Source organism: Pseudomonas sp. GLN_2 (assembly GCF_043106005.1).
Taxonomy (GTDB): Bacteria; Pseudomonadota; Gammaproteobacteria; order Pseudomonadales; family Pseudomonadaceae; genus Aquipseudomonas; species Aquipseudomonas alloputida.
Window position 1 is genome coordinate 1 of record NZ_JBICMC010000113.1, and the last position, 26668, is coordinate 26668.

Annotated in this window: 23 protein-coding genes and 3 pseudogenes; 13 read left to right on the top strand and 13 right to left on the bottom strand. The window is 63.0% G+C overall.

Annotated features, from left to right (window positions below; genetic code table 11):
- From ACF8Q6_RS26530 to ACF8Q6_RS26590, 13 genes and pseudogenes are all read left to right on the top strand, one after another.
- Nucleotides 1-311 (top strand): annotated as a pseudogene (locus ACF8Q6_RS26530) (hypothetical protein); the annotation flags it as partial.
- A 43-nt stretch (nt 312-354) separates the two neighbouring features.
- Nucleotides 355-2028: a urocanate hydratase gene (gene hutU / locus ACF8Q6_RS26535; RefSeq protein ID WP_004577162.1), complete on the top strand. Its 1674-nt coding sequence runs from the start codon at nt 355-357 to the stop codon at nt 2026-2028.
- A 108-nt stretch (nt 2029-2136) separates the two neighbouring features.
- Complete coding sequence (hutH, locus tag ACF8Q6_RS26540) at nt 2137-3669, top strand: histidine ammonia-lyase (RefSeq protein ID WP_003249248.1); 1533 nt, start codon at nt 2137-2139, stop codon at nt 3667-3669.
- Nucleotides 3670-3823: 154 nt separating this feature from the next.
- The gene (locus ACF8Q6_RS26545; protein WP_003249253.1) at nt 3824-5227 is read left to right on the top strand and encodes an amino acid permease; all 1404 of its coding nucleotides are present in this window, start codon (nt 3824-3826) and stop codon (nt 5225-5227) included.
- 15 nt (nt 5228-5242) lie between these two features.
- Nucleotides 5243-6448, top strand: a complete 1206-nt coding sequence (gene hutI / locus ACF8Q6_RS26550) for an imidazolonepropionase (RefSeq protein WP_012053928.1) — start codon at nt 5243-5245, stop codon at nt 6446-6448.
- 10 nt (nt 6449-6458) lie between these two features.
- Nucleotides 6459-7262, top strand: coding sequence for an N-formylglutamate deformylase (gene hutG, locus ACF8Q6_RS26555; RefSeq protein WP_392494049.1), 804 nt, complete (start codon nt 6459-6461; stop codon nt 7260-7262).
- A gap of 169 nt (nt 7263-7431) precedes the next feature.
- Nucleotides 7432-8403: a prolyl aminopeptidase gene (pip, locus tag ACF8Q6_RS26560; RefSeq protein ID WP_003249260.1), complete on the top strand. Its 972-nt coding sequence runs from the start codon at nt 7432-7434 to the stop codon at nt 8401-8403.
- Entirely contained in the window at nt 8400-8837 is a 438-nt protein-coding gene (gene dtd, locus ACF8Q6_RS26565; RefSeq protein ID WP_012053926.1) for a D-aminoacyl-tRNA deacylase, read from the top strand. The genes pip and dtd overlap by 4 nt, the downstream gene beginning before the upstream one ends.
- A 263-nt stretch (nt 8838-9100) precedes the next feature.
- Entirely contained in the window at nt 9101-10840 is a 1740-nt protein-coding gene (locus ACF8Q6_RS26570) for a glucan biosynthesis protein G (RefSeq protein ID WP_392494050.1), read from the top strand.
- Nucleotides 10833-13406, top strand: a complete 2574-nt coding sequence (mdoH, locus tag ACF8Q6_RS26575) for a glucans biosynthesis glucosyltransferase MdoH (protein WP_012053925.1) — start codon at nt 10833-10835, stop codon at nt 13404-13406. Before ACF8Q6_RS26570 ends, mdoH begins: the two co-directional genes overlap by 8 nt.
- Before the next feature lie 298 nt (nt 13407-13704).
- On the top strand, nt 13705-14502 hold the full coding sequence (locus tag ACF8Q6_RS26580) for a transporter substrate-binding domain-containing protein (RefSeq protein ID WP_029380729.1): 798 nt from the start codon (nt 13705-13707) through the stop codon (nt 14500-14502).
- A 79-nt stretch (nt 14503-14581) separates the two neighbouring features.
- Entirely contained in the window at nt 14582-15544 is a 963-nt protein-coding gene (locus ACF8Q6_RS26585; protein WP_003249268.1) for an amino acid ABC transporter permease, read from the top strand.
- Complete coding sequence (locus tag ACF8Q6_RS26590) at nt 15537-16271, top strand: amino acid ABC transporter ATP-binding protein (protein ID WP_003249271.1); 735 nt, start codon at nt 15537-15539, stop codon at nt 16269-16271. The genes ACF8Q6_RS26585 and ACF8Q6_RS26590 overlap by 8 nt, the downstream gene beginning before the upstream one ends.
- A gap of 109 nt (nt 16272-16380) precedes the next feature.
- On the opposite strand, the gene ACF8Q6_RS26595 is transcribed toward ACF8Q6_RS26590, so the two are convergent.
- The 13 genes and pseudogenes from ACF8Q6_RS26595 to ubiE form a co-directional block, all read right to left on the bottom strand.
- Nucleotides 16381-17253 (bottom strand): methyl-accepting chemotaxis protein, encoded by an 873-nt coding sequence (locus ACF8Q6_RS26595; protein ID WP_370626949.1) that lies wholly within the window; start codon nt 17251-17253, stop codon nt 16381-16383.
- Nucleotides 17236-18768: pseudogene (locus ACF8Q6_RS26600) on the bottom strand (methyl-accepting chemotaxis protein); the annotation flags it as partial. The gene ACF8Q6_RS26595 and the pseudogene ACF8Q6_RS26600, both read right to left, overlap by 18 nt.
- A complete protein-coding gene (locus ACF8Q6_RS26605; protein WP_392494319.1) occupies nt 18650-19522 on the bottom strand; it encodes a methyl-accepting chemotaxis protein in 873 nt (290 codons plus the stop codon). The pseudogene ACF8Q6_RS26600 and the gene ACF8Q6_RS26605, both read right to left, overlap by 119 nt.
- Nucleotides 19505-20620, bottom strand: a pseudogene (locus tag ACF8Q6_RS26610) (methyl-accepting chemotaxis protein); the annotation flags it as partial. The gene ACF8Q6_RS26605 and the pseudogene ACF8Q6_RS26610, both read right to left, overlap by 18 nt.
- Nucleotides 20621-20666: 46 nt before the next feature.
- Nucleotides 20667-21374 carry a 16S rRNA (uracil(1498)-N(3))-methyltransferase gene (locus tag ACF8Q6_RS26615; RefSeq protein WP_088512557.1) on the bottom strand — a complete coding sequence of 236 codons (708 nt, stop codon included), beginning with the start codon at nt 21372-21374 and terminating at the stop codon, nt 20667-20669.
- On the bottom strand, nt 21371-22159 hold the full coding sequence (gene tatC, locus ACF8Q6_RS26620) for a twin-arginine translocase subunit TatC (RefSeq protein ID WP_392494311.1): 789 nt from the start codon (nt 22157-22159) through the stop codon (nt 21371-21373). Before tatC ends, ACF8Q6_RS26615 begins: the two co-directional genes overlap by 4 nt.
- Nucleotides 22156-22533 carry a Sec-independent protein translocase protein TatB gene (gene tatB / locus ACF8Q6_RS26625; protein WP_003249280.1) on the bottom strand — a complete coding sequence of 126 codons (378 nt, stop codon included), beginning with the start codon at nt 22531-22533 and terminating at the stop codon, nt 22156-22158. Before tatB ends, tatC begins: the two co-directional genes overlap by 4 nt.
- A gap of 3 nt (nt 22534-22536) precedes the next feature.
- Nucleotides 22537-22809 carry a twin-arginine translocase TatA/TatE family subunit gene (locus ACF8Q6_RS26630; RefSeq protein WP_014860359.1) on the bottom strand — a complete coding sequence of 91 codons (273 nt, stop codon included), beginning with the start codon at nt 22807-22809 and terminating at the stop codon, nt 22537-22539.
- 25 nt (nt 22810-22834) lie between these two features.
- Nucleotides 22835-23170, bottom strand: coding sequence for a phosphoribosyl-ATP diphosphatase (locus ACF8Q6_RS26635; RefSeq protein WP_003249283.1), 336 nt, complete (start codon nt 23168-23170; stop codon nt 22835-22837).
- A 1-nt stretch (nt 23171) separates the two neighbouring features.
- Nucleotides 23172-23564, bottom strand: a complete 393-nt coding sequence (hisI, locus tag ACF8Q6_RS26640) for a phosphoribosyl-AMP cyclohydrolase (protein ID WP_003249284.1) — start codon at nt 23562-23564, stop codon at nt 23172-23174.
- A 72-nt stretch (nt 23565-23636) separates the two neighbouring features.
- Complete coding sequence (gene ubiB, locus ACF8Q6_RS26645) at nt 23637-25259, bottom strand: ubiquinone biosynthesis regulatory protein kinase UbiB (protein WP_392494313.1); 1623 nt, start codon at nt 25257-25259, stop codon at nt 23637-23639.
- Nucleotides 25256-25879: an SCP2 domain-containing protein gene (locus ACF8Q6_RS26650; RefSeq protein ID WP_014862044.1), complete on the bottom strand. Its 624-nt coding sequence runs from the start codon at nt 25877-25879 to the stop codon at nt 25256-25258. Before ACF8Q6_RS26650 ends, ubiB begins: the two co-directional genes overlap by 4 nt.
- Entirely contained in the window at nt 25879-26649 is a 771-nt protein-coding gene (gene ubiE / locus ACF8Q6_RS26655) for a bifunctional demethylmenaquinone methyltransferase/2-methoxy-6-polyprenyl-1,4-benzoquinol methylase UbiE (protein ID WP_004576729.1), read from the bottom strand. The genes ACF8Q6_RS26650 and ubiE overlap by 1 nt, the downstream gene beginning before the upstream one ends.
- Between the last annotated feature and the right edge of the window lie 19 nt (nt 26650-26668).

The window sequence follows — 26668 nt, forward strand, 5'->3', positions numbered from 1 at the left end:
TTGTTTCGGGCCAGTCCCTCCTGTGCCATGCGCACGCGACCGCCTTGTTTGTACGACGCGATATTGAGTCATGCGCCAAGGGGCTCGCGCGCGAATCCCACAGGAGTAATTGGCCCGAAACAAATGTGGGAGCGGCCTTGCGTCGCGATACGCCGCGCGGGCGGCGCTCGATTTATGCGCCGCCGCAAAACTCAAGCCGGACCGACGCTCGCTTCACCCCCCCCAAAAAAAAATCAAAGCAGGAACAACAGGTCCGAATATTTTGGTTGTCCGTGCTTGTACATACAAGTAAAGGTGTGTTTGTATATTGACCACGACATACCCGCCCGCGGACGACCGCAGAGGACCTTTCCCGTGACCGACAACAACAAATACCGTGACGTTGAAATCCGTGCCCCACGTGGCAACAAGCTGACCGCCAAAAGCTGGCTGACCGAAGCGCCACTGCGCATGCTGATGAACAACCTCGATCCGCAGGTCGCGGAAAACCCGAAAGAGCTGGTGGTATACGGCGGTATCGGCCGCGCCGCGCGCAACTGGGCCTGCTACGACAAGATCGTCGAAACCCTGACCCGCCTGGAAGACGACGAAACCCTGCTGGTGCAGTCGGGCAAGCCGGTCGGTGTGTTCAAGACCCACAGCAACGCACCGCGCGTGCTGATCGCCAACTCCAACCTGGTGCCACACTGGGCCAACTGGGAACACTTCAACGAACTGGACGCCAAAGGCCTGGCCATGTACGGCCAGATGACCGCCGGCAGCTGGATCTACATCGGCAGCCAGGGCATCGTCCAGGGCACCTATGAAACCTTCGTCGAAGCCGGTCGCCAGCACTACGGCGGCAGCCTCAAAGGCAAGTGGGTACTCACCGCTGGCCTGGGCGGCATGGGCGGCGCCCAGCCACTGGCCGCGACCCTGGCCGGGGCTTGCTCGCTGAACATCGAATGCCAGCAGAGCCGTATCGACTTCCGCCTGGAAACCCGCTACGTCGACGAGCAGGCCACTGACCTCGACGACGCCCTGGCACGCATCGCCAAGTACACCGCCGAAGGCAAGGCCATCTCCATCGCCCTGCACGGCAACGCCGCCGAAATCCTCCCAGAGCTGGTCAAACGTGGCGTGCGCCCGGACATGGTCACCGACCAGACCAGCGCCCACGACCCACTGAACGGCTACCTGCCTGCCGGCTGGACCTGGGAGCAGTACCGCGACCGTGCGCAGACCGAACCGGCTGCAGTGGTCAAGGCTGCCAAGCAGTCGATGGCCGTGCACGTGCAGGCCATGCTGGACTTCCAGAAGCAGGGCATCCCGACCTTCGACTACGGCAACAACATCCGCCAGATGGCCAAGGAAGAGGGCGTGGCCAATGCCTTCGACTTCCCAGGCTTCGTCCCGGCCTACATCCGCCCACTGTTCTGCCGCGGAGTCGGCCCGTTCCGCTGGGCGGCGCTGTCCGGTGAAGCCGAGGACATCTACAAGACCGACGCCAAGGTCAAGGAACTGATCCCTGACGACGCCCACCTGCACCGCTGGCTGGACATGGCCCGCGAGCGCATCAGCTTCCAGGGCCTGCCGGCACGTATCTGCTGGGTAGGGCTGGGCCTTCGCGCCAAGCTGGGCCTGGCTTTCAACGAAATGGTCCGCAGCGGCGAGCTGTCGGCACCGGTGGTGATCGGCCGTGACCACCTCGACTCCGGCTCGGTATCCAGCCCGAACCGCGAAACCGAGGCCATGCGTGATGGTTCGGACGCTGTTTCCGACTGGCCGCTGCTCAACGCCCTGCTGAACACCGCAGGCGGCGCCACCTGGGTATCGCTGCACCACGGCGGTGGCGTGGGCATGGGCTTCTCGCAGCACTCGGGCATGGTCATCGTCTGCGACGGTACCGATGAGGCCGCCGAGCGCATCGCCCGGGTACTGACCAACGACCCAGGGACTGGCGTCATGCGTCACGCCGATGCCGGTTATGACATCGCCATCGACTGCGCCAAGGAGCAGGGCCTGGACCTGCCGATGATCACCGGCTGATCACCACGCTTTGGATCGCACCCTGCAAGGGGTGATACTGAACAACAAGAAGGAGCGCGCAGGCACCCACAAGCGGGCCTGCGGCTCCACGCGATTTGGAGTAGTAACGTGACCGAACTCACCCTCAAGCCTGGCACCCTGACCCTGGCCCAGCTGCGCGCGATCCATGCCGCGCCCGTGCGCCTGCAACTGGATGCCAGTGCCGCGCCGGCCATCGACGCCAGCGTCGCCTGTGTCGAGCAGATCATTGCCGAAGACCGTACTGCCTACGGCATCAACACGGGTTTCGGCCTGCTGGCCTCGACCCGCATCGCCAGCCATGACCTGGAGAACCTGCAGCGTTCGCTGGTGCTGTCCCACGCCGCCGGTATCGGCGCGCCGCTGGATGACGACCTGGTGCGGTTGATCATGGTGCTGAAGATCAACAGCCTCAGCCGTGGCTTCTCCGGCATCCGCCGCAAAGTCATCGACGCGCTGATTGCCCTGGTCAACGCCGAAGTCTACCCGCACATCCCGCTGAAAGGCTCGGTCGGCGCATCCGGTGACCTTGCGCCGCTTGCGCATATGTCGCTGGTGCTGCTGGGTGAAGGCAAGGCACGCTACAAGGGCCAGTGGCTGCCGGCCACCGAGGCCTTGGCGATTGCCGGCCTCGAGCCGCTGACCCTGGCCGCCAAAGAGGGCCTGGCCCTGCTCAACGGTACCCAGGCCTCCACCGCCTATGCCTTGCGTGGCCTGTTCCAGGGCGAAGACCTGTATGCCGCGGCCATCGCCTGCGGTGGCCTGAGCGTCGAAGCTGCGCTGGGCTCGCGTTCGCCGTTCGATGCGCGTATCCACGAAGTGCGTGGCCAGCGCGGCCAGATCGACACCGCTGCCTGCTTCCGTGACCTGCTGGGCGACTCCAGCGAAGTGTCGCTGTCGCACAAGAACTGCGACAAGGTCCAGGACCCGTACTCGCTGCGCTGCCAGCCGCAGGTCATGGGTGCCTGCCTGACCCAGCTGCGCCAGGCCGCCGAGGTACTGGGCATCGAAGCCAACGCCGTGTCGGACAACCCGCTGGTGTTCGCTGCCGAAGGTGATGTGATCTCCGGCGGCAACTTCCACGCCGAACCGGTGGCCATGGCCGCCGACAACCTGGCCCTGGCCATCGCCGAAATCGGTTCGCTCAGCGAGCGCCGCATCTCGCTGATGATGGACAAGCACATGTCCCAATTGCCGCCGTTCCTGGTGGAAAACGGTGGGGTCAACTCTGGCTTCATGATCGCTCAGGTCACCGCTGCCGCCCTGGCAAGCGAGAACAAAGCGCTGTCGCACCCGCACAGCGTCGACAGCCTGCCCACTTCGGCCAACCAGGAAGACCACGTGTCGATGGCCCCGGCTGCCGGCAAGCGCCTGTGGGAAATGGCCGAAAACACCCGTGGCGTGCTGGCCATCGAATGGCTGGGCGCGTGCCAGGGCCTGGACCTGCGCAAAGGCCTGAAGACTTCGGCCAAGCTGGAGCAGGCGCGCCAGGCGCTGCGCAGCGAGGTGCCGCATTACGACCGTGACCGTTTCTTCGCGCCGGATATCGAAAAGGCCGTGGACCTGTTGGCCAAGGGTAGTCTGACCGGCTTGCTGCCGGCGGGTGTGCTGCCAAGCCTGTAATGCCCCTTGGGGCCGCTTGGCGGCCCTTCGCGGTCAAGCCCGCTCCTACATTCCGATCTGCAAACGCTATCCATGTAGGAGCGGGCTTGCCCGCGAAGGGGCTGCGCAGCAGCCGCTCAATCTCACGACCACAAAAACAATTCAAGGACGTGACATGCAACAAGCTCAAGGTCTCAAGCGCGGGCTAAGTGCCCGCCACATCCGTTTCATGGCCCTCGGTTCCGCCATCGGCACCGGCCTGTTCTACGGTTCTGCCTCGGCCATCCAGATGGCAGGCCCGGCCGTGCTGCTGGCCTACCTGATCGGCGGCGCCGCCGTGTTCATGGTCATGCGCGCCCTTGGCGAAATGGCCGTGCACAACCCGGTGGCCGGCTCCTTCGGCCACTACGCCACGACCTACCTCGGCCCCATGGCCGGTTTCATCCTTGGCTGGACCTACGCTTTCGAGATGGTCATCGTCGCCATCGCCGACGTCACCGCGTTCGGTATCTACATGGGCTTCTGGTTCCCGGAGGTAGCCCGCTGGATCTGGGTGCTGGGCATCGTTTTCCTGATCGGCGGCCTCAACCTGTGCAACGTCAAGGTATTCGGCGAAATGGAATTCTGGCTGTCGCTGCTCAAGGTCGGCGCCATCGTGGCGATGATCCTGGCCGGCCTCGGCATCATGGCCTTCGGTTTCAGCCAGGTGGGTACCGGGCATGCCGTAGGCATGAGCAACCTGTTCGACCACGGCGGCTTCATGCCTAACGGCGTGGGGGGCTTGATTGCGTCGTTTGCCGTGGTGATGTTCGCCTTCGGCGGTATCGAGATCATCGGCGTCACCGCCGGTGAGGCAAAAGACCCGCAGCGCGTCATTCCCAAAGCGATCAACGCGGTGCCACTGCGTATCCTCCTGTTCTACGTGCTCACCCTGTTCGTGCTGATGTGCCTGTACCCATGGCCGCAGATCGGTAGCCAGGGCAGCCCGTTCGTGCAGATCTTCAGCAACCTGGGCATTGGCTCTGCCGCTGCCGTGCTGAACGTCGTGGTGATTTCCGCTGCCATCTCTGCCATCAACAGCGACATCTTTGGCGCTGGCCGCATGATGTATGGCCTGGCCCAGCAAGGCCACGCCCCGCGCGGCTTCAGCAAGTTGTCGAAACATGGCGTACCGTGGATGACCGTCGTGGTGATGGGGGCTGCGCTGCTGATCGGCGTATTGCTCAACTACCTGATCCCGGAAAATGTGTTCCTGCTGATTGCCTCGATCGCCACCTTCGCCACGGTGTGGGTGTGGCTGATGATCCTGCTCACCCAGGTAGCCATGCGCCGCAGCATGAGCCGCGAGGAAGTGGCCCAGCTCAAGTTCCCGGTACCGTTCTGGCCATACGGCCCGGCCATGGCCATTGCGTTCATGGTGTTCATCTTTGGCGTGCTCGGTTACTTCCCGGACACCCAGGCGGCATTGATCGTCGGCGTGATCTGGGTGGTGTTCCTGGTGGCGTCCTACCTGCTGTGGTGCAAGCCGCGCGCAGGGCAGGGCCAGCCGGTAGCGGAGCCGGCCGAGTTGCACCGCTAGCAAAGGAGATTGTGCATGAGAACCCTCTGGCAGCATTGCCATGTTGCAACCATGGCCGATGGCCGTTACTCGGCCATCGAGGACGCGGCGATCGTCACCAGCGCCGGGCTGATCGAGTGGATAGGCCCACGCGCCGAACTGGCACCGGTCGAAGCTGACCGCACGGTTGACCTGGGGGGTGCCTGGGTCACCCCCGGGCTGATCGACTGCCACACCCATGCGGTGTTCGGTGGCAACCGCAGCGGCGAGTTCGAGCAGCGCCTGCAGGGCGTGAGCTATGCCGAAATCGCCGCGCAGGGCGGGGGTATCGCGAGTACCGTGCGGGCTACCCGGGCGGCAAGCGAAGACGAGCTGTTCGCCAGTGCTCGCCAGCGCGTTCAGGCACTGATGCGCGATGGCGTGACCACCCTCGAGGTCAAGTCCGGCTACGGCCTGGACTTGGCCAATGAGCGCAAGATGTTGCGAGTGGCCCGGCGCCTGGCCGACGAGCTGCCGCTGACGGTGCGTGCCACGTGCCTGGCGGCGCACGCTTTGCCCCCGGAGTACGCGGGTCGGGCCGACGACTACATCGCGCACATCTGTGACGAGATGTTGCCGGCCTTGGCCGGCGAAGGCCTGGTGGATGCGGTGGATGCCTTCTGCGAACACCTCGCGTTCTCGCCGGCCCAGGTCGAGCGGCTGTTCATCAAGGCGCGCGAACTGGGCCTGCCGGTCAAGCTGCATGCCGAACAGCTGTCATCGTTGCACGGCTCAAGCCTGGCCGCGCGTTACCAGGCACTGTCGGCTGACCACCTGGAGTTCATGACAGAGGAAGACGCCGTGGCCATGGCAAACGCCGGCACGGTCGCCGTGCTGCTACCGGGTGCTTTCTACTTCCTGCGTGAAACCCAGCTGCCGCCAATGGATGCATTGCGCCGCCACGGGGTAAAGATTGCCTTGGCCAGCGATCTCAACCCCGGCACCTCGCCAGGCTTGTCGCTGCGGTTGATGCTGAACATGGGCTGCACCTGCTTCCGCATGACACCGGAAGAGGCCCTGGCAGGCGTTACGGTGCACGCCGCCACGGCGCTGGGCCTGGGTGACAGTCACGGCTCGCTGCAAGTGGGCAAGGTGGCCGACTTCGTTGCCTGGCAAATCGAACGCCCCGCCGACCTGGCCTACTGGCTGGGTGGCGACCTGCCCAAGCGCGTAGTGCGCATGGGCCACGAAATCTCCAACTGAGCGAGGCACGATGGACAAGGTATTGAGTTTTCACCAAGGTCGCCTGCCGCTACTGATCAGCATGCCGCACGCTGGCTTGCGTCTGACCGACGCCGTGCGCGACGGCCTGGTCGACCAGGCGCAAAGCTTGCCGGACACCGACTGGCACATCCCGCAGCTGTACGACTTTGCCCGTGACATGGGCGCCAGCGTGGTGGCTGCAGAGTATTCACGCTTCGTCATCGACCTGAACCGGCCGGACGACGACAAGCCACTGTACGCCGGCGCCACCACGGGCTTGTACCCGGCGACGTTGTTCGGTGGCGAACCCCTGTTCAAGGATGGGCTGGCGCCGTCTGGCGAAGCGCGCAAACGCTATCTGGAGCAAATCTGGCGCCCTTATCACGCGACCATTCGTCGTGAACTGGACCGCTTGCGAGAGCAGTTTGGTTATGCGCTGCTGTGGGATGCCCATTCGATCCGTTCGCTGATTCCGCACCTGTTCGACGGCAAGCTACCGGACTTCAACCTGGGTACTTTCAACGGCGCCAGTTGCGATCCGGCACTGGCTGAGCGGCTGCAGGGTGTGTGCGCCGAGGTGCAAGGTTACAGCCATGTGCTTAATGGTCGGTTCAAAGGCGGTCACATCACCCGGCATTATGGCGACCCGGCCAACCATATCCATGCTGTGCAACTGGAGTTGGCGCAAAGCACCTATATGGAGGAAGTCGAGCCGTTTGCCTACCGGGAAGACTTGGCGCAACCGACGCAAGCGGTATTGAGGCAGCTTCTGCAAGCGCTGCTGGCGTGGGGCGACACGCGTTACAAGCGTTGAGTGGAGGCGGCGACGCTAACGGCGTCGCCAGGCACCGTAGGAGGCAGTTGCCGGAAATCTGCGCAATGGCCCATTCGCGCCGTTCGAACGCGTCAGCAAGGACGGTGCTGAAAGCGCAATTCAGGTTTATGATGGCCCACGGCCGAATAATCCTCACACGGAGTGCGCAATGCAGACCCTCTACCCGCAGATCAAACCCTACGCCAGGCACGATCTGGCCGTGGAAGCGCCGCATGTGCTTTATGTCGATGAAAGCGGCTCGCCGGAAGGTTTGCCCGTGGTGTTCATCCACGGAGGCCCTGGCGCTGGCTGCGACGCCCAGAGCCGCTGCTACTTTGATCCCAACCTGTACCGCATCATCACCTTCGACCAGCGCGGCTGTGGCCGCTCCACGCCCCATGCGAGCCTGGAGAACAACACCACCTGGCACCTGGTCGAAGACCTGGAGCGCATTCGCGAACACCTTGGCATAGACAAGTGGGTGCTGTTCGGTGGCTCTTGGGGCTCGACCCTGGCCCTGGCCTACGCTCAGGCTCACCCAGAACGCGTGCACGGCCTGATCCTGCGCGGCATCTTCCTGTGCCGGCCGCAGGAAATCGAGTGGTTCTACCAGGAAGGCGCCAGCCGCCTGTTCCCCGACTACTGGCAGGACTACATCGCACCGATTCCACCGGAGGAACGCGGCGATCTGGTCAGGGCCTTCCACAAACGCCTGACCGGTAACGACCAGATCGCCCAGATGCACGCCGCCAAGGCGTGGTCCACCTGGGAAGGCCGTACCGCCACCCTGCGCCCCAACCCGCTGGTGGTCGACCGCTTTTCCGAACCGCAGCGGGCGCTGTCGATCGCCCGCATCGAATGCCACTACTTCATGAACAACGCCTTCCTCGAACCGGACCAGCTGATCCGCGATCTGCCCAAAATCGCCCACCTGCCGGCGGTGATCGTGCATGGTCGCTACGATGTGATCTGCCCCTTGGACAACGCCTGGGCGTTGCACCAGGCCTGGCCGAACAGTGAGTTGAAAGTGATCCGTGACGCCGGTCACGCGGCTTCCGAGCCTGGCATCACCGATGCCTTGGTGCGTGCCGCCGACCAGATGGCCCGGCGCCTGCTCGACCTGCCTCTGGAAGAAGCATGAGGGGCCTGCTGCAGCGCGTGCGCGGTGCGCGGGTTGAAGTGGCGGGGGAGGTGGTCGGCGCCATCGACCAAGGGTTGCTGGTGCTGGTCGCGGTCGAGCCTGAAGATTCCCGTGAACAGGCCGATAAGCTGTTGCACAAGCTGCTGAACTACCGTGTGTTCAGTGACGAGCAGGGCAAGATGAACCTGTCGCTCAAGGATGTCGGGGGTGGCCTGCTACTGGTGTCACAGTTCACCTTGGCGGCTGACACCCGCAACGGCATGCGCCCAAGCTTCTCGACCGCAGCGCCACCGGCCCTCGGCGCCGAGTTGTTCGACTATCTTTTGCAACAGGCAAAAGCTCAGCACGCCGACGTGGCCAGCGGCCGTTTCGGCGCGGATATGCAGGTGCACCTGGTCAATGATGGCCCCGTAACATTTATGTTACAAATATGACGTCAAAAAACCCTTTGTTCACAGGAAAACAAGGGGTTTTGTACGATAAATAGTTGCTCCAGCCTGATGCGTTGTCACGCAACCTGCTGGATAATCGCGCGCTGCATGGACCTGCGTTCGTAGGTCCGTTTCACTCTGACTCGAGCATTGTCTGGATCCGTTTGGGGAATCATTACGCCCTCGCGGGGTCCGAACAGTGCTCGCCAACCCGGCATTTGTCGCTGGCCGTTGGTTTCATGATCTGTTTTCGGCGAGGGTTGCTCGTGATTGTTAGTCCCCAAAAAGCATCAAGAATCCCCAGCGTCGGGCTACGCAAGGCGCTGATGGCCAGTGTGGCTCTGGTCGGCCTGATGAGCGCGGGCCAGCTGTGGGCATTCAATCTTGACGATGTTGCTGCCAAGGCAAAGGATCTGGCCGGCCAGAAGTACGAAGCGCCAAAAAGCAACCTGCCGGCCGTGTTCCGCGACATGAAGTTCGCGGACTACCAGAAAATCCGTTTCCTGCAGGAAAAGGCCGAGTGGGCCAAGGACAAGACCCCTTTCAAGCTGTCGTTCTATCATCAGGGCATGCACTTCGACACCCCGGTGAAAATCAACGAGGTCACCGCCACCAAGGTCGAGGAAATCAAGTACGACCCGGACCGCTTCGAGTTCGGTGACGTGCCGCACGACCCGGAAACCACCAAAAACCTCGGTTATGCCGGTTTCCGCGTGCTGTACCCGATCAACAAGGCCGACAAGCAGGACGAGATCATGACCCTGCTTGGCGCCAGCTATTTCCGCGTAGTCGGCAAGGGCCACGTGTACGGCCTGTCTGCCCGTGGCCTGGCCATCGACACCGCCCTGCCGTCGGGCGAAGAATTCCCGCGCTTCACCGAGTTCTGGGTTGAAAAACCCAAGCCAGCCGACAAGCACCTGGTGATCTACGCGCTGCTGGATTCGCCGCGCTCCACCGGCGCCTACAAGCTGACCCTGCGTCCAGGCAACGACACCGTGGTCGACGTGCAGTCCCGCGTGTTCCTGCGTGACCATGTCAGCCGCCTGGGCATTGCTCCGCTGACCAGCATGTACCTGTTCGGCCCCAACCAGCCGTCCAAGGTGCTCAACTACCGCCCGGCACTGCATGACTCCGAAGGCCTGTCGATCCATGCCGGCAACGGCGAGTGGCTGTGGCGCCCGCTGAACAACCCGAAACACCTGGCTGTAAGTAACTTCAGCGTCGAGAACCCGCGTGGTTTCGGCCTGATGCAGCGTCAGCGCGCTTTCAGCGATTACGAAGACCTCGACGACAACTACCAGAAGCGCCCAAGCGCCTGGATCGAGCCGAAGGGTGACTGGGGCAAGGGTAGCGTCGACCTGGTCGAAATCCCGACCGCCGATGAGACCAACGACAATATCGTGGCCTTCTGGAGCCCGGAGAAACTGCCGGAGCCAGGTAAGCCGTTCGAGTACGCCTACCGCCTGCACTGGACCATCGACGAGCCGAAGTTCCAGGCCCCTGATCTGGGCTCGGTCAAGCAGACCCTGCGTTCCACCGGTGACGTCAAGCAGTCCAACCTGATCCGCCAGCCAGATGGCAGTGTGGCATTCCTGGTCGACTTCGCCGGCCCGGCGCTTGCCGCCCTGCCGGAAGACACCGCCGTGCGCAGCCAGATCAGCGTGGGCGACAACGCCGAGGTGGTCGAGAACAATCTGCGCTATAACCCTGAGACCAAGGGCTGGCGCCTGACCCTGCGCCTGAAGGTCAAGGAAGCCAACAAGTCGACCGAAATGCGCGCCGCACTGGTGCGTGATGTACCGGTCGAGCCCGCCAAGCCTGCCCAGGAAGCCAAGCAGGACAAGGCCGCAGCCAAGCATGCCAAGGCCGAGAAAGCCGTCAAGGCTGAGCAATCTGCCAAGGCCGAACAACCTGCCGCCGATGCGGCGCCCACCAACGGGGCCCCGGCCACCACCGAGAAGGTGCTGACCGAGACCTGGAGCTATCAGTTGCCTGCCGATGAGTAACTCAAGCGCAAGGCCGGAATCGCTTGGCGAGTACCTGGCCCACCTACCCCTGAGCGACGAGCAGCGGGCTGAACTTGCCAGCTGCACCTCGTTCAGTGAGCTACACCAACGCTTGGCGGCCAACCCGGCCGCCAGCTCTGCCGAGGCCGTGCAGGCCTCGGTGGGCCCGCGCCTGACCGTGGGCAGCGCCGCCGAGCTGGAAGACGCCGAAATGCTCGGCGTCGACGGCAGCGGTCGCCTGTGTCTGAAGATCGCCCCGCCGATCAAGCGCACCAAGGTCGTGCCCGAGCCATGGCGCACCAATGTGCTGATCCGCATGTGGCGACGCATGACCGGCCGCCCCAACGCCCCGCAGCCGCCCAAGCGCGAGCTGCCGCCGGCCCGCTGGCGCACGGTTGGCTCGATCCGCCGTTACATCCTGCTGGCGCTGATGATCGGCCAGACCATCGTCGCTGGCTGGTACATGAAAGGCATCCTGCCGTACCAGGGCTGGTCGTTCGTGGACTTTGACGAAATCGTCAACCAGCCGCTGTGGGACACGGTGGTGCAGGTGTGGCCGTATGCCCTGCAAACTTCCATCCTGATCCTCTTCGGCATCCTGTTCTGCTGGGTGTCGGCGGGCTTCTGGACCGCGCTGATGGGCTTCCTCGAGCTGCTCACCGGGCGCGACAAATACAAGATTTCCGGTAGCAGCGCAGGCAACGAGCCGATCGCGCCCGAGGCGCGTACCGCGCTGGTGATGCCGATTTGCAACGAAGACGTGCCGCGGGTGTTCGCCGGCCTGCGCGCAACGTTCGAGTCGGTGGCTGCCAGCGGCAACCTCGACCGGTTCGACTTCTTTGTGCTCAGCGACACCAACGACACCGACATTGCCGTGGCCGAGCAACAGGCCTGGCTGGATGTGTGCCGCGAAACCAAAGGCTTTGGCCGCATCTTCTACCGCCGCCGTCGGCGCCGTGTGAAGCGCAAGAGCGGCAACCTCGACGACTTCTGCCGTCGCTGGGGTGGCGAGTACAAGTACATGGTTGTGCTCGACGCCGACAGCGTCATGAGTGGTGAGTGCCTGAGCAGCCTGGTGCGCCTGATGGAGGCCAACCCGGACGCCGGCATCATCCAGACCGGGCCGAAAGCCTCGGGCATGGACACCCTGTATGCACGCATGCAGCAGTTCGCTACCCGCGTGTACGGCCCACTGTTCACTGCCGGTCTGCACTTCTGGCAGTTGGGTGAGTCGCACTACTGGGGCCACAACGCGATCATCCGCATGAAGCCGTTCATCGAGCACTGCGCCCTGGCGCCGTTGCCGGGCAAGGGCGCGTTCGCCGGTGCCATCCTTTCCCACGACTTCGTCGAAGCTGCGCTGATGCGCCGTGCCGGCTGGGGTGTGTGGATTGCCTACGACTTGCCTGGCAGCTACGAAGAACTGCCGCCAAACCTGCTCGACGAGCTCAAGCGCGACCGCCGCTGGTGCCACGGCAACCTGATGAACTTCCGCCTGTTCCTGGTCAAAGGCATGCACCCGGTTCACCGTGCGGTGTTCCTCACCGGGGTGATGTCTTACCTGTCGGCGCCGCTGTGGTTCCTGTTCCTGGTGCTGTCGACCGCGCTGCTGGCGACCAACACGCTGATGGAGCCGCAGTATTTCATCGAGCCGTACCAGCTTTACCCGCTGTGGCCGCAGTGGCACCCGGAGAAGGCTGTGGCGCTGTTCTCCACCACCATTGTGCTGCTGTTCCTGCCCAAGCTGCTTAGCGTCATCCTGATCTGGGCCAAGGGCGCCGTCGAGTACGGTGGACGCGTCAAGGTCACCTTGTCGATGCTGATGGAGATGCTGTTCTCCATGTTGCTGGCACCGGTACGCATGATCTTCCACACCCGCTTCGTGCTGGCCGCGTTCCTCGGCTGGGCTGCGACCTGGAACTCGCCGCAGCGTGACGACGACTCCACGCCGTGGGGCGAAGCCGTGCGCCGGCATGGCCCGCAAACGCTGCTGGGCGTTGCCTGGGCCGCACTGGTGGCGTGGTTGAACCCGAGCTTCCTGTGGTGGCTGGCGCCTATCGTCGGCTCGCTGGTGCTGTCGATCCCGGTATCGGTGATTTCCAGCCGTACCCGCCTGGGCCTGGCGGCCAAGGACGAGAAGCTGTTCCTTATCCCAGAGGAATACGCCACGCCACAAGAGCTGTTGGCTACCGACCAGTACACCCACGAAAACCGCTGGCATGCCTTGCATGATGGTTTCGTGCGGGCCGTGGTCGACCCGCGGCAGAACGCCCTGGCTTGCGCCATGGCCACTGCCCGCCATGGCCAGGCGGCACCGATCGAAGCGTTGCGTGCCGAGCGCGTTGCCAAGGCAATTGAAGTCGGGCCAAAAGGCCTGGACCTCAATACTCGCCTGGCTCTGCTCAGCGACCCGGTGGCACTGAGCCGCCTGCACGAGCAGGTGTGGGCCGAGCACAATGCGGCCTGGATCGATGTGTGGCGTGCGTCGATCAACAATGACCCGCATTCGCCGCTGTTGCCGTTGCACCCGGAAAACGCAGGCCAACCGGCACTCGTCGGCGCCTGATCAGGCCTGTTCGCGGCGGTTCGGCGCCCCGATGGACCTGATCCTACGGGGGCGCCTGATCGGGCCTCTTCGCGGGTGAGCCCGCTCCTGCCAGGGATACACATTCCCTTGTAGGAGCGGGTTCACCCGCGAAGCTTTTTGGCCTAGCCCCCTCATTTTGGCCAACAAAGTCCCCCCGCGGCTCTAGGTCCTCGGGCCGCCATGCGTTAGCATCCCTCTCCGATACGACGCTTCGGCCAGTACGGCCGTGCCAACACAATAAGATTCGCTACTTTTCTTGCTAGGGGACTTGGTGATGATCAAGAAATACCTTTCGCGACTGCTGGTCGGTGTGACCGCCCTGGTCGCCGTGACCGCGGCCCAGGCGGGCGCCATCGATGACGCGGTCAAGCGCGGCACCTTGCGGGTGGGCATGGACCCAACCTACATGCCGTTCCAGATGACCAACAAACGTGGCGAGATCATCGGCTTCGAAGTCGATATCCTCAAAGCCATGGCCAAGTCCATGGGCGTGAAGTTCGAGGCAGTGTCCACCGCCTATGACGGCATCATCCCGGCCTTGCTGACCGACAAGTTCGACATGATCGGCAGCGGCATGACCCTGACCCAGGAGCGCAACCTGCGCCTGAACTTCAGCGAACCCTTCATCGTGGTTGGCCAGACCCTGCTGATCCGCAAGGAGCTGGCTGGCGAGATCAAGTCGTACAAGGACCTGAACAACGAGAAGTACCGCCTGACCTCCAAGCTTGGCACCACCGGCGAAATGGTGTCCAAGAAGCTGATCAGCAAAGCCAAGTACCACGGTTACGACAACGAGCAGGAAGCGGTGATGGACGTGGTCAATGGCAAGGCCGATGCCTTTGTCTATGACGCGCCGTACAACGTGGTGGCGGTAGAGAAAGCCGGCGCCGGCAAGCTGCTGTTCCTCGAAGAACCCTTCACCTACGAGCCGCTGGCCTTCGGCCTGAAGAAAGGCGACTACGACAGCATCAACTTCATCAACAACTTCCTGCACCAGATCAAGCACGACGGGACCTACGATCGTATTCACGATAAGTGGTTCAAGAACAAGGACTGGCTGAAGGAAATGGAATAAGGCTCAGGCCACAAGCCCGGCTTTATGACCCCGACGCGCAGGCAAACCCTGCGCGTTCGCATTTACGGAAGTACCCCACGTGATCAAACACAAGAAAGCCCAGTGGCCTTGGCATGGGTTGACTGCCCTGGTCCTGGTAGGCCTGGCGCTCAGCCTTTACATGGCCACCTCGATGATTTCCTACGAGTGGCGCTGGAACCGCGTACCGCAGTACTTCGCCTACAAGGCCGAGGAAACACAACGCGCTGCCGGCTACGGCACTGTGCAGGAAATCGTCATCTCCGGTGACAACGCCCGCGTCACGCTGAAGGACGAAAGTGGTGCCGAGCAAGTGCTCGATGTGGCCAAGGACAGCCTGCAACTGAGTCGCGGCGACGATGTTGCCGAAGGCGACCAGATTGGGGTAACCCGCCATTGGGCCGCTGGCCCGCTGGCATGGGGCCTGTGGACCACCTTGTGGATCTCGGTGGTGTCCGGGGCGCTGGGCCTGGTGATCGGCCTGTTCGCCGGATTGTGCCGGTTGTCGAACAACCCGACCCTGCGCGACCTGTCGACCGTGTATGTCGAGCTGGTGCGCGGCACGCCGCTGCTGGTGCAGATCTTCATCTTCTACTTCTTCATCGGCACCGTGCTCAACCTGTCCCGCGAGTTTGCCGGGGTAGCGGCGCTGGCATTGTTTACTGGTGCTTACGTGGCCGAAATCGTCCGTGCAGGCGTGCAGTCGATCGCCAAGGGCCAGAACGAGGCTGCGCGGTCGCTGGGCCTGAACGCTGGCCAGTCGATGCGCCATGTGATCTTGCCGCAGGCGTTCAAGCGCGTGCTTCCGCCCCTGGCCGGCCAGTTCATCAGCCTGGTCAAGGACACCTCGCTGGTGTCGGTGATCGCCATCACCGAACTGACCAAGAGTGGCCGTGAGGCCATCACCACCTCGTTCTCTACCTTCGAGATCTGGTTCTGCGTGGCAGGCCTGTACCTGCTGATCAACCTGCCGCTGTCGCACATTGCCAGCCGGCTCGAGCGGAGGCTTGCGCAAAGTGATTGAAGTCCGTGATTTGCTGAAAGTCTTCGACACCCGTGGCCAGGTGGTAAGGGCTGTGGATAACGTCACCACTCAGGTCGCCAAGGGCGAAGTGGTGGTCGTGCTCGGCCCGTCGGGGTCGGGCAAATCGACGTTCCTGCGCTGCCTAAACGGCCTGGAGCATTTCGACCAAGGCCATGTGGCCATCGATGGCCTGCAACTGGCCGACCCTAAGACCGACATCAATGCCTACCGCCGCGAAGTTGGCATGGTGTTCCAGCACTTCAACCTGTTCCCGCACATGACTGTGCTGGAAAACCTGTGCCTGGCGCAGAAGGTGGTGCGCAAGCGCAACAAGGCTGACCGCGAGGCCAAGGCCCGGGCGCTGCTGGAAAAGGTCGGTATCGCGCAGAAGGCCAACGAATTCCCGTCCCGGCTTTCTGGCGGCCAGCAGCAGCGGGTCGCGATTGCCCGGGCCCTGGCGATGGACCCGAAAGTGATGCTGTTCGACGAGCCTACCTCGGCGCTTGACCCGGAAATGGTCGGTGAGGTGCTGGACGTGATGAAGACCCTGGCCCAGGAAGGCATGACCATGGTCTGCGTCACTCATGAAATGGGCTTCGCCCGCGAAGTGGCTGACCGCGTGCTGTTCTTCGACCACGGCAAACTGCTGGAAGATTCGGCCCCGGCCGCGTTCTTCGCTGCGCCGAAAGACCCGCGTGCGCAGGCATTCCTGCGCCAGGTGCTGTAACCGCGCTGGCTTCTTCGCGGGCAAGCTCGCTCCTGCATGTCCACCACTGCCTTGATAGGGGTGATGTACCTGTGTGAGCGGGCTTGCCCGCGAAAAGGGCGAGGCGAAGTCAGAGGCTGAACCGCCCCACCATCCCCCGCAATTGCTGCCCCAGATGCTCCAGTTCTCCACTCGAGGCTGCTGTCTGTTCACTGGCCGCGCTGGTCTGATCCGAAACATCCCGTACATTGATCACACTTCGGTTGATCTGCTCGGCCACCACGCTCTGCTCTTCACTGGCGGTGGCGATCTGCTGGTTCATGCCCTGAATGCTCGACACCGTGTCGGTGATCTGGCTTAGTGCGTGCCCGGCCCTGCGGCTCAGCTCCACGCTCTGTTCGGTCAGGCTCTTGCTGCTGTCCAGCAAGCGGGTCACTTCGTCGGTACCGTTGTGCAGACTGTCTATCAGTTGGCCGATCTCTTCGGTCGCCGTCGACGTGCGCTGTGCCAGGCCACGCACCTCATCGGCCACCACGGCAAAGCCGCGCCCGGCTTCACCAGCCCGTGCCGCTTCGATCGCTGCGTTCAGCGCCAACAGGTTGGTCTGTTCGGACACCGACTTGATCACATCGAGAATGCTGCCAATCCGCTGGCTCTCGCCTGCCAGGTGCTGCATGGCCGCCAGGCAATGGTCCATCTGCCCGGCCAGCTGTTCGATACGGCCGATGGCTTCGGCGACGACCTGGTCACCCACCTGTGCCTGCTGGTCAGCGCTGGTCGCGGCCAGCGAGGCTTGCTCGGCGTTCTGCGCCACTTCCTGCACGGTGGCGCTCATCTGGTTCATGGCAGTCGCCACCTGGTCAGTTTCCTCGCGCTGCTGATTGATGCGCAGCTTGGTGTCTTCGCTACTGGCCGCCAACTGTGTGGCGGCCTGTGACAGCTGGCCGACACCCTGATCAATGCCACCGATCAGCTCGCGCAGGCTCAAGGTCATCTCCCGCATACTGGTTTGCAGCTGGCCCATTTCGTCGCGGCGTTGCACGGTGTCGACCTGGCTCAGGTCACCCTTGGCGATGCGGGCAGCCACGGCCAGTGTCTGGCGCAACGGCTGGGTGATCTGCAAGGTGATCAGCCAGGCGGCCAGCGCCCCTACCACCATGGCCAGCAGCGCCACACTGGTCAGCAGCGACCGGGCGGCCAGGGCCTCACTGTCGCGTTGTTCGACCTTGCGTTTGCCCAGTTCGAGGCTCACCGTTCGCAGCTCGTTGCCCATGTTTTCCATGTTGTTCTGCAACTGCTCAACACGTACGGCGGCGCGGCGGTACTGATCCAGGCTGGTGCGATACTTGCTCAGCTCGACACCGGGCTGCTCAGTGATGGCGCGTGGCAAGCCCAACGGTGCAAGGCCTTCAAGCAGTTGCGCAAGGCTATTGTCGGCGGCATCCAGGGCGTTATCACCGACTTTGGAAAAATCCTCGACCGGGGCGAAGGTGTAGGCTGGAACCAGGCTTTGCTGGTTGGCACCTTCGACATGCCGGCTGAGGGTATCCATCAGGCCCAGCACACCACTTTGCTGACTGTTGTCAGGCATTTTCAGCAAGGCCTGGGTCTGCAGTTGGTCAATCGCCTCGCTGAGTGCATGCTCCTGTGACTGCAGGGCTTCGCGCAGGGCTACACGGCTGGCGACGCTGCGCTGCAGTTCGCTGAAGGTGTCGCGCAGGCTCTGCAACAATGCCATTTTCTCTGTCAGCAACTGCCGTGACTCATCGACGTTGCTGCGTTGTTGCAGGGTGGTCAGCATGCTGTTGAGCTGGTCGAGGATATTGCTGATGCGTGCTCTGCTGGCATCGTCGTTGAGCACGCGGTAGGTGATGCGTTCCGCGCGCAGGTCTTTTGTCAGGTCGTTGATCAGGCCTATTTCGCTGAGTTGCTGTGAGCGCACGATGGCACCATCCAGGGCACGCCAGCCGCTGATGGTGGTGGCCAGGGTGAGCAGCAGGACCACGGCGAAGCCGAGGGCCAGCTTGGCGGCGACACTGATGTTGCCGAGCTTGCGGTTGAGGGAGCCAAGCATGGGGAATCTCCGAGCGAGTGAGAGAAAGGATGCAGGCGCATGGCCGGCATCACATCTCTGCCCATCGGCAGCGGAGCTGTAGGACTTGACCTGATAATCAGGTAGGAAAGTTCGCCGCGAACAGTAGGATATATTTCGTCCTGTGCCGTCCTCTTCGCGGGTAAACCCGCTCCTACGACGGTCTGTGCGTGTGTGTAGGAGCGGGTTTACCCGCGAACACGTTGGCGGCGGCAACGGTGAACGGCGGGTGGAGATCGGCCAGCCGGCTTGGCCCATTGGCGGGTTTACCCGCGAAGAGGCCCGACCGGGCGACCGCTGGTTCAGATCACAGCCGGAACCGCCCAACCAACCCTTGCAAATGGGTACCCAACCGCGCCAGTTCCACGCTGGAGCTGGCCGTCTCCTCACTCGCCGCCGAGGTCTGGTCGGAAATATCACGCACATTCATCACGCTGCGGTTGATTTCTTCGGCCACCGCCGTCTGCTCCTCGGCCGCCGTGGCAATCTGCTGGTTCATTGCCTGGATCGACGACACCGTGCGGGTGATGGTTTCCAGCGAGTTGCCGGCGCGGCGGGTCAGTTCGACGCTGCTGTCGGTCAGTTGGCGGCTGTTGTCCATCACGCTAGCCACCCGTTGGGTGCCGCTTTGCAGGCCGGCAATCAACTCTTCGATCTCTTCGGTCGACTGCTGTGTGCGCTGGGCCAAGCTGCGCACTTCGTCGGCAACCACGGCAAAGCCACGCCCGGCCTCTCCGGCGCGGGCGGCTTCGATTGCTGCGTTGAGGGCCAGCAGGTTGGTTTGCTGGGCCACCGATTTGATTACGTCGAGTACGCTGCCGATCTTGTCGCTCTCGGTCTTGAGCAGGTTCATCGCTTCGCTGGAGTTGATCACTTCGCTGGCCAGGCGCTCGATCTGTGCCACTGCCTCGCCCACCACGCGATCGCCCTCGCGGGCCTGCTGGTCGGCCATCAAGGCGGCTTCCGAAGCCTGTTCGGCATTGCGTGCCACTTCGTGCACGGTGGCAGTCATCTGGTTCATCGCGGTCGCCACCTGGTCGGTTTCGACCTTCTGGTTGTTGACCCCGGCGCTGGTCTGCTCTGTGACCGCCGACAGTTCCTCGGCAGCGCTGGCGATCTGCGTCACGCCATCGCCAATACCGCCGATCAGTTCACGCAAACCTTGGGTCATACGATGCATGCTGGCCTGCAATTGGCCCAGTTCGTCGCGGCGTTGCACCTGCAGGCTCTGGGTCAGGTCTCCGCTGGCCACACGCTCAGCGGCGCGCAGTGTTTGGCGCAGAGGGATGATGATCTGCCGGGTAATGGCCCAGGCAGCCAGCAGGCCAAGGGCGAGTGCCAGCACGGTGGCAACTGCGAGCAGTGTTTTAGCCTGCGCGGCAGCGGCATCGCGCACCTCGGTTTGCGAGGTGGTCATCATCTGGCTGGCCTGCAGCAGTACCGTGCCTTGTTCAACCATGCGTTGCAGCGCTTGCTCACTGGAAAGCTGGGCATTGCCGAACTGAGTCACCGCATCGCGGTAGCCGCCCATGGCCGTGGCGGCATCATCCAGGCTGGCAGCATGTTCGGCTGGCACTTTGGCCGGCAGTGCACGCAGCTCGGCCAAGGCCTGGTCGATGGCCTTCAGTGCCGTTTGCTGGTAATCGGCATTGCCGCTGTAGGTGTAGCCACGCACCTGGAAACGCGCTTGTTGCAGCAGGGCGCTGACGTCCACCGCGTACTGGTACTGGTTGATGTTTGCGCCTTGCAGCAGGCTACGCTGTACGCGGCCTATCAACTCCACGGCTTTATCGGCGCTGCTACCCAGTACATCACGGCTGGCTTCGCGGCGTTGGTCGGCTTGCTTAAGCTCGTTGAATGCCTGCTGGTAGGTGCGCACTGCCTCGCGTTGCTGTTCGAGGCGTTGGCGGTCGGCGGGTTGTTCGATCTGGCCAAGCATCCGCTGCACCTGGCGGTCGAGGTTGCTCAGGGCTTTTTCCAGTTCTGCCAGCGAAGCGTCGTCGCGGCGGCGATCGTAATGCTGTCGGGCGATGCGCAATTCCTGGGTGTATTGCTGGATGACAGAGATGTTTCCCAGCTTGTCGCCACGGTCGATGATGCTGTCCATGCCGTGCCAGCCGGTCAGGGTAATCGCCAGGGTAAACAGCAGCACCAGGCCGAAACCCAGCCCCAGTTTGCGATTGACGCTCACATCGCCCAGCGATTGGGCTAACCATTGATACATGTTCGACTCCCGGCGGCTTGGCAGCACAAATAATTGTATTGTTGCCAAGGCCATCGGCCCGGGAGAGGGAAACTTGATGGGCGGAAAAGTGGTGTTTGTGTCAGAAAATACGCGAAAGCAGCGCGGTGACGGCGGTCTCCACCCGCAAGATGCGATCACCCAGCTGTACCGGCGCCAGGCCTGCCTTGCCCAGCAGGTCGATCTCGTAGGGGATCCAGCCACCCTCGGGGCCAATGGCCAGGGTAACGGTTTGCTCTACGGCGCGTGGACAGGCTGGGTAGGGGCCGGGATGGCCGACCAGGCCCAGGGTGCCGGCGGCGATGGTGGGCAGGCGGTCTTCGACAAAAGGCTTGAAGCGTTTTTCAATGATCACCTCGGGCAACACGGTGTCGCGCGCCTGTTCCAGGCCCAGGATCAGGTTTTCGCGAATGCTCTCGGGCTGCAGAAAAGGTGTTTGCCAGAAGCTTTTCTCGACCTTGTAGCTGTTCAGCAGGATCAGCCGCGGCACGCCTAATGTGGCCACGGTCTGGAACAGCCGTCGCAGCATTTTTGGCCGAGGCACCGCCAGCACCAGGGTCAGCGGCAGCTTGGCCGGTGGCTGCTGGTCGAAGGCCACTTCAAGTTCGGCTTCGTGCCTCTCCAGGCGCAGCACCGTGGCCTTGCCCATCAGGCCATTGATACGGCCCACGCGCAGGTTGTCGCCCACTGCCACGCGGTGGATTTCCTGCATATGGGTGAAGCGCCGATCAGCAAGAACGACACGGTTGGCCGAGACGAAGTCGGCCTCTTCAAGAAGCAGCAGGTTCACGGTTGGGTCGCTGGTGGCTGGTCGTTATGGTCATCGGCGGTTTCGTCGTGGGCGCTGCGCTTGCGGATCAGGCTGCCGCACAGCACGCCGATCTCGAACAGCAGCCACATGGGCACGGCCAGCAGGGTCTGGGAGAAGATGTCCGGTGGGGTGAGGACCATGCCGACCACGAAGCAGCCGATGATCACATACGGGCGTATTTTCTTCAGGTACTTCACGTCGACCACGCCGATCCACACCAGCAGCACCACCGCCACCGGGATTTCGAAGGCCACGCCGAAGGCGAAGAACAGCGTCATCACGAAGTCGAGGTAGCTTGCGATGTCGGTCATCATCGAAACGCCTTCTGGCGTGGCGCTGGCGAAGAAACCGAAGATCAGCGGGAATACCAGGAAATAGGCGAAGGCCATGCCGGCATAGAACAGGAAGATGCTCGACACCAACAGTGGAATGGCGATGCGCTTTTCATGGCGGTACAGCCCTGGCGCGATAAAACCCCAGATCTGCTGAAGGATGAACGGGATGGCCAGGAACAGCGAGACGATCATGGTCAGCTTGAACGGCGTGAGGAACGGCGAGGCCACATCGGTGGCGATCATCGTTGCGTTGGCCGGCAAGTGCTCGCGCAGCGGCGCGGAAACCAGTGTGTAGATCTGCTGGGCGAAGGAGAACAGCCCGGCAAAGATCAGGAAAATGACGGCAACACAGCGCAGCAGGCGGGTGCGCAGTTCGGTCAGGTGCGAAACCAGCGGCATCGGCTGGTCGTGTTCCGGATTCTCGCTCATGGGGCTCGCGGCGGTTGAGGCGGTTCAGACGGTGCGGCCGGGGCAGCAGGTGCTTCGACCGGCCTGGCTTCGAGCCCGGCAGGTGGCTGCACGCTGGCCGTGGTGACCGGCGGCTTCGCGGGTGGCGTCATTGGGTTGAGGATGCGCTTGGCTTCCTCTTCCATCTGCAGGATGTGCTCGTTGTGCAGCTGGCGGCGGATGTCGTCGGCGCCAATTTCGCGCTCCACTTCCATCTTGATGCTGTTGAAGCTGCGCTTGAGCCGGCCGATCCACAGGCCTGCCGTGCGCGCGGCACCCGGCAGGCGCTCGGGACCGAGCACCAGCAGGGCGACCAGGCCGACGAGCAGGAGCTCGCTGAAACTGATGCCGAACATGGGTCAGTCTTTCCGCTGCGGCTCTTGGACCGGGTGGGCCTGGCCTTCGATGGTATGGCCTTGCTGCGGCTGCGCGGTGTTTTGCACCGGTGGCACAGGTTGGGCAGGCGGCGGAGTCTGCTCGGTCGGCTTGGTCTCTTCTTCGTTCATGGCTTTGCGGAAGCCCTTGATCGACTCGCCCAGGTCGCTGCCGAAGTTCTTCAGCTTTTTGGTGCCGAATACCAGGACCACGACGACCAGCAGGACAATCCAGTGTTTCCAGTCAAAAATACCCATGGTGCTCTCCTAGAATGCGTTGTGCTCAAGCCGAAGGCTGGCGTGCGGCCTTTTCATCATGCCCGGAAAGCCCGAAGCGGCGTTCCAGCTCATCCAGCACGGCTTGCGGATGCTGGCCCAGCGCACTGAGCATCACCAGGCTATGAAACCACAGGTCGGCGGTTTCGTAGATGACATCGCTGTAATCCTTGCTGATCTGGGCATCCTTGGCAGCAATGATCGTTTCGACCGACTCTTCGCCGAGCTTTTCAAGGATCTTGTTCAGGCCCTTGTGGTACAGGCTGGCCACGTAGGAGCTGTCGGGCGCCGCTTGCTTGCGTTCTTCAAGCACTTCGGCCAGGCGGTTGAGGGTGTCGCTCATGTCAATGTCCTGCGCTGTAGATGGCATCCGGGTCCTTCAGGACCGGGTCGACGATTTTCCACTGGCCGTCTTCATAGACGCGGTAGAAGCAGCTTTCACGACCGGTATGGCAGGCGATATGGCCCAGTTGCTCGACCATCAGGATGATCACGTCGGCGTCACAGTCCAGGCGCAACTCATGCAGTTTTTGCACATGCCCGGACTCCTCGCCTTTACGCCACAGCTTGCCACGCGAACGCGACCAGTAGATGGCACGCTGCTCGGCGGCCGTCAGGGCCAGCGATTCACGGTTCATCCAGGCCATCATCAGCACGCGTCCGGTCTTGTGGTCCTGGGCGATCGCCGGTACCAGGCCATCGCTGTTCCACTTGATCTCGTCCAGCCAGTCTTTCATCGTCGACTCCAAAACGGGCCCGCTCCTGTGCCGGGCCCTTTGCGCTAGTGTGCCAGCCACAGGCGCGGCTGGCTATTGGCGCACGATCAGGTAAAGGCCCGCAGCCAGCATCAACCAGGCTGGCCAGGCGGCCGGGGCGGCCAGGCTGGCGGTTTCGGCAGCGCCTGCAGCCAAAACTGCGCCACCGCCAAGCAGGCCGGCGCCCAGCAGGCGCAGCGCCCAGCGGTCGCCCTGGCGGCGCCGTTCCGGCAGTTGTGGATCGTGCAGGTGAGGCTGCGACAGGCGCTCGAGCAGGTCGCGGGTCATGCCGGCCAGGTGCGGCAGTTGCTCTACCTGGCTGTGCAGGTTGCCGAACACCGCCTTGGGGCTATAGCGGTCGCGCATCCAGCGTTCGAGGTACGGCTTGGCGGTGCTCCACAGGTCCAGGTCGGGGTACAGCTGACGGCCCAGGCCTTCGATGTTGAGCAGGGTTTTCTGCAGCAATACCAGTTGTGGCTGCACTTCCATGTTGAAGCGCCGTGCAGTCTGGAACAGGCGCATCAGCACCTGGCCGAAGGAAATATCTTTTAACGGTTTTTCAAAGATCGGCTCGCACACGGTGCGAATCGCTGCTTCGAACTCGTTGACCTTGGTGTTTGCCGGCACCCAGCCCGAGTCGATGTGCAACTGGGCGACGCGGCGGTAGTCACGCTTGAAGAAGGCAAACAGGTTGCGCGCCAGATAGTCCTGGTCCTCGGCGGTGAGGCTGCCGACGATGCCGCAGTCGATGGCAATGTACTGTGGGCTCCACGGTTTGACCGTGCTGACGAAGATGTTGCCAGGGTGCATGTCGGCATGGAAGAAGCTGTCGCGGAACACCTGGGTGAAGAACACTTCCACGCCGCGCTCGGCCAGCAGCTTCATGTCGGTGCGCTGGTCGGCCAAGGTGGCCATGTCGGTCACCGGTACGCCGTAGATGCGCTCCATCACCAGCACCTTGGGGCGGCACAGGTCCCAGTACACCTGGGGTACGTACATCAGCTCGGAGTCTTCGAAGTTGCGCCGCAGCTGGCTGGCGTTGGCAGCCTCGCGCAGCAGGTCGAGCTCGTCGTAGATGGTTTTTTCGTAGTCGCCGACGATTTCCACCGGGTGCAGGCGACGGGCATCCGCCGAGGCGCGTTCGGCGGCCTTGGCGATCAGGAACAGCCAGGCCAGGTCCTGGGCGATGACCGGCTTCAGGCCCGGACGCACCACCTTGACCACCACCTCTTCGCCGGTTTTCAGGCGTGCGGCGTGCACCTGGGCTACCGAGGCCGAGGCCAGAGGCTCGACGTCGAAGCGGCTGAACACCTGGCCGACCTTCGCACCGAGCTGTTCCTCGATCAAGGCCACGGCTTTTTTCGGGTCGAACGGTGGCACACGGTCCTGCAACAGCATCAGCTCGTCGGCGATGTCGGGGGGCAGCAGGTCGCGGCGGGTGGACAGCAGCTGGCCGAACTTGATGAAGATCGGCCCCAGGTCCTGCAGTGCCAGGCGCAGGCGCGCGCCACGGCTGAGTTCGGTGGGCTTGCGTGGCAGCCAGCGCCACGGCATCAACAGGCGCAGGCTGGCCAGCCACCAGGGCAGCAAGGGCTGGTCGAACAGCAGGTCATCGAGGCGGTAGCGGATCACCACACGCTGGATGCGAAAAAGACGTCGGACGGCGAGCAGCTTCATGCGTTATCGCTGGTATCAAGGGATCGGGACAGGCGCCTGAGGCGCGCTTCGAGGCGTTCTGTATCAAGCTTCAAGGCATCGAGCTCGCTGAAGGCGGCTTCGGCCTCGCGCTTGCCGACCAGGGTACGGGATTCTTCGGCCAGGTATTCGGACAGGTTCTGGCTGAAACGTGCCAGGCCTTGGCGAGTCCAGCGAGCGCGCAGGCGGATATGGCCGGCCAGCATTGCCGTGGCGACCGGGCCAAGCCAGCGTTGCAGCTCGTGCTCCCAGTCCAGCTCCAGGTCCTGCAGCACACCGAACAGGTCGAGCAATACGGCGCTGTCGCCGTGCAGCTCGACCTGCGGGCTGTGCAGTACAGCGGTCTTGTCCTTGACCAAAGCCAGTTGCGCCAGGCTACCGGCGGGGGCGCGCAGGCGGCAGTCGACCTCGCCCTCCCAATGGGCGGCGAGCATCAGGCCTTCTTCATCGGGCAGGATGAACACCTGCAGGGCCGGTTGGCGGCAGTCGATCTCGATGACTTTGCCTTCCAGCGCGGCCAGCCGCGGCAGGGCCGTGCTGTCCAGGCGCAGGACGCGGTTCAGGCCATGTTCGACGCTGGCGAGCAGCCCGGCCAGCAACATCAGGGCTTGATTCCCCGGTGCACGGCAACGATGCCGCTGGTCATGTTGTGGTAGGTGACGCGGTCGAAACCGGCCTCGACCATCATGCTCTTCAGGGTTTCCTGGTCAGGGTGCATGCGGATCGACTCGGCGAGGTAACGGTAGCTCTCGGCGTCATTGGTGATCAGCTTGCCAGCCAGCGGCATGAAGGCGAACGAGTAGGCGTCGTAGGCCTTGGACATCAGCTTGTTGGTCGGCTTGGAGAACTCCAGGATCAACAGGCGGCCACCGGGCTTGAGCACGCGCAGCATCGAACGGATGGCGGCGTCCTTGTGGGTAACGTTGCGCAGGCCGAAAGCGATAGTCACGCAGTCGAAGTGGTTGTCCGGGAACGGCAGCTTTTCAGCGTCGGCCTGGACGAACTCGATGTTGCCGGCCACGCCACGGTCAAGCAGGCGGTCACGGCCAACCTTGAGCATCGAATCGTTGATGTCGGCCAGCACCACTTGCCCGGTCGGCCCGACAAGACGGGAGAACTTGGCCGCCAGATCACCGGTACCGCCGGCGATGTCCAGCACGCGGTTGCCGCTGCGCACGCCCGACAGCTCGATGGTAAAGCGCTTCCACAGGCGGTGCATGCCGCCGGAAAGCACGTCGTTCATCAGGTCGTACTTGGCTGCCACCGAGTGGAACACTTCGGCGACTTTCTTCGCTTTCTGGCTTTCAGGCACGTCCTGATAGCCAAAATGGGTGGTGGGTTCGGCGTGGTCGCCTTTGCGCTGGTCGTTCATATCGCTTCACCGAAAAAAA

Coding starts and splice junctions, on each gene's coding strand:
- ACF8Q6_RS26545 (WP_003249253.1), top strand. CDS start 3,824: ATGCAACAAGCTCAAGGTCTCAAGCGCGGGCTAAGTGCCCGCCACATC.
- hutI (WP_012053928.1), top strand. CDS start 5,243: ATGAGAACCCTCTGGCAGCATTGCCATGTTGCAACCATGGCCGATGGC.
- hutG (WP_392494049.1), top strand. CDS start 6,459: ATGGACAAGGTATTGAGTTTTCACCAAGGTCGCCTGCCGCTACTGATC.
- pip (WP_003249260.1), top strand. CDS start 7,432: ATGCAGACCCTCTACCCGCAGATCAAACCCTACGCCAGGCACGATCTG.
- dtd (WP_012053926.1), top strand. CDS start 8,400: ATGAGGGGCCTGCTGCAGCGCGTGCGCGGTGCGCGGGTTGAAGTGGCG.
- mdoH (WP_012053925.1), top strand. CDS start 10,833: ATGAGTAACTCAAGCGCAAGGCCGGAATCGCTTGGCGAGTACCTGGCC.
- ACF8Q6_RS26595 (WP_370626949.1), bottom strand. CDS start 17,253: ATGCGGGAGATGACCTTGAGCCTGCGCGAGCTGATCGGTGGCATTGAT.
- ACF8Q6_RS26605 (WP_392494319.1), bottom strand. CDS start 19,522: ATGCATCGTATGACCCAAGGTTTGCGTGAACTGATCGGCGGTATTGGC.
- tatC (WP_392494311.1), bottom strand. CDS start 22,159: ATGAGCGAGAATCCGGAACACGACCAGCCGATGCCGCTGGTTTCGCAC.
- tatB (WP_003249280.1), bottom strand. CDS start 22,533: ATGTTCGGCATCAGTTTCAGCGAGCTCCTGCTCGTCGGCCTGGTCGCC.
- ACF8Q6_RS26630 (WP_014860359.1), bottom strand. CDS start 22,809: ATGGGTATTTTTGACTGGAAACACTGGATTGTCCTGCTGGTCGTCGTG.
- ACF8Q6_RS26635 (WP_003249283.1), bottom strand. CDS start 23,170: ATGAGCGACACCCTCAACCGCCTGGCCGAAGTGCTTGAAGAACGCAAG.
- hisI (WP_003249284.1), bottom strand. CDS start 23,564: ATGAAAGACTGGCTGGACGAGATCAAGTGGAACAGCGATGGCCTGGTA.
- ubiB (WP_392494313.1), bottom strand. CDS start 25,259: ATGAAGCTGCTCGCCGTCCGACGTCTTTTTCGCATCCAGCGTGTGGTG.
- ACF8Q6_RS26650 (WP_014862044.1), bottom strand. CDS start 25,879: ATGTTGCTGGCCGGGCTGCTCGCCAGCGTCGAACATGGCCTGAACCGC.
- ubiE (WP_004576729.1), bottom strand. CDS start 26,649: ATGAACGACCAGCGCAAAGGCGACCACGCCGAACCCACCACCCATTTT.